Below are 2,134 nucleotides of genomic sequence, written 5' to 3' on the forward strand. Positions count from 1 at the left end.
TCAGCAGCAGGAACTCTAGAAAAGCCTCTCTCCAAAAATGCAGATGGCAGAGTATCTTCATCAAATAAACGATTGATTTGGCGTTGTATCGTGTTCAATTCTTGCCAGGGGTTCCAACGTACTAATGTCATACTTTTACCTCGATAAACAGTATTTTTGCTGTTCAGTTAATTGAGAATTTGTTTTCTTGCTTTTCATAGGATTTAAAAATAAAAGTGGTGTAAATTCGGTTTTTTTCACCCGGTTGATGATGATTACCGAACCAAAAAAATGTATGGTAATCTGAACTAATAAGGTTCGGTAAACTCCACAAAAGAGATTTTAAAGTTAACGAGTACATAATTTATCATTACAATTATATGGTTACATATAGCATTTCTCGTTCTAGTGAAGTATAGGGTAGGGGCGCATAAGCTATGCGTCAGTTCCACTACTTGGTATTAAAGTATTTGCTAAAACGATAATAAATAGTAATTAAAACTGTTGTATTTTCTTATTTCCATAGAGATAATAAAAGACTACTAAAAAACTGCTCACAAAAAATATGTCTATCAGTTGGATTTACCTCATCGCAGCAATACTTTTTGAGGTTTCAGGCACAACTTGCATGAAGTTGTCAGAAGGATTTACTAAATTAGTCCCTTCAGTATTAATATTTGTTTTCTATGGACTTTGTTTTAGTTGCTTGACCCTTGCTCTCAAGAGAATTGAAGTAAGTGTGGCTTATTCCGTCTGGGCTGGATTGGGAACTGTCCTGATTGCGAGTATTGGTATTATTTGGTTTCGTGAATCTGCTTCATTTATCAAGCTTTTGTCAATCGCCTTAATAGTCGCAGGGGTAATTGGCATAAATGCAAGTAAATAATTGAATCATTTATCGAACAGAATTCAGGAGTCAGGAGTCAGAATTCTTCTTCAAGAGTTCATAAAAGTATCTTGATGAAAAGTTAGATCCCCGACTTCTTTAAGAAGTCGGGGATCTGGAGACGGCTATTATATAGTCTTTGGCTAATCAAAATTTATTAAACCCAGCAGAACGACGATAAAGTAACCAGATAAATAGCGGTGAACCCAGCAATGCAGTGACAGAACCTACTGGTAGTTCAATTGCTCCTAATCTAGAGAGTAAATCTGCAAAAGTTAGTAACCATGCACCTGCAAGGGCGGAAAGTGGTAAAACAAAGCGATGATCTGTACCAACAATGAGGCGAACACCGTGAGGGACAACAAGACCAACAAATCCAATCAAACCACTGATGCTGACTGCACCTGCGGCTAAGAGAGTGGCGACACCACCAATTAACAGGCGCGATCGCGTCAACGAAACCCCCAAACCTACAGCCAAATCATCGCCCAAAGCCAGCACATTTACCGATCGCGCCAATAAGCATCCCCCGATCAATGCAACGATGATATACGGGCCAGCCGTCGAAATTTCTTGCCAACCCCGTCCATTTAGGCTACCAACCAGCCAACTAAGCGCAATTTGAATTTGGCCGTCTTCAGCTAAAAGCAGCAATGTACTTTGTACAGCGCCAAATAAAGAACTCACCGCCACTCCGCCTAAAATCAACCGCTCAACCGAAATTCCCGACCCCGCGCGACCGAGTAAAATAACGATCGCAGAAGTTAAAATTGCTCCCATCCATGCGGCTAAAGGAATTGCGATCGGGAATATTTGCCACACAATCATCACAATCACTACTAATCCAGCACCCGCAGAAATGCCCAAAATAAATGGATCGGCAAGACTATTGCGTAACATCCCTTGCAGTAATGCTCCCGACATTCCCAAAGCAGCGCCGACAATGAGAGCAGCTGTAATGCGCGGGAGACGTAAATCCCAAAGAATTGTCTGTTTAACCGGATCGCCTTTGTGAAGTATGGCTTGCCAAAATTCCGACATACTTAAAGGTACTGCTCCTTGAGAAAGTGATAGCGCTAGCGTTAGCACCAATGCTCCACTAAGGAGTAAAACAGCCCAAATTATGCGGTGTTCGGTAAAAATTGTCTTAAATGGTTTAGCCAAATTCCAATTTAGTATTTTCATTAACTGTAATCTGTCCCAAACAAAGCTGCATTTACATATAGTTTCTTTTTGATGAGGGAACAGGAGAGTAAAAGTTGAGCTTCA

The 2,134-nt window shown here is 40.5% G+C and carries 2 protein-coding genes; one reads left to right on the top strand and one right to left on the bottom strand.

Going from position 1 to position 2,134, the window contains the following annotated elements:
* The first annotated feature begins 544 nt into the window (after nucleotides 1-544).
* Entirely contained in the window at nucleotides 545-865 is a 321-nt protein-coding gene (locus VB732_RS34120) for a multidrug efflux SMR transporter (protein WP_323235247.1), read from the top strand.
* Nucleotides 866-1,012: 147 nt separating this feature from the next.
* On the opposite strand, the gene VB732_RS34125 is transcribed toward VB732_RS34120, so the two are convergent.
* Entirely contained in the window at nucleotides 1,013-2,050 is a 1,038-nt protein-coding gene (locus VB732_RS34125) for an iron ABC transporter permease (protein WP_323235248.1), read from the bottom strand.
* Between the last annotated feature and the right edge of the window lie 84 nt (nucleotides 2,051-2,134).

The sequence above is a fragment of the Nostoc sp. UHCC 0252 genome, assembly GCF_034931145.1.
GTDB lineage: Bacteria > Cyanobacteriota > Cyanobacteriia > Cyanobacteriales > Nostocaceae > Nostoc.

Excerpts from the sequence above, each read along its gene's own strand:
- VB732_RS34125 (WP_323235248.1), bottom strand. The coding sequence starts at position 2,050 with ATGAAAATACTAAATTGGAATTTGGCTAAACCATTTAAGACAATTTTT.
- VB732_RS34120 (WP_323235247.1), top strand. The coding sequence starts at position 545 with ATGTCTATCAGTTGGATTTACCTCATCGCAGCAATACTTTTTGAGGTT.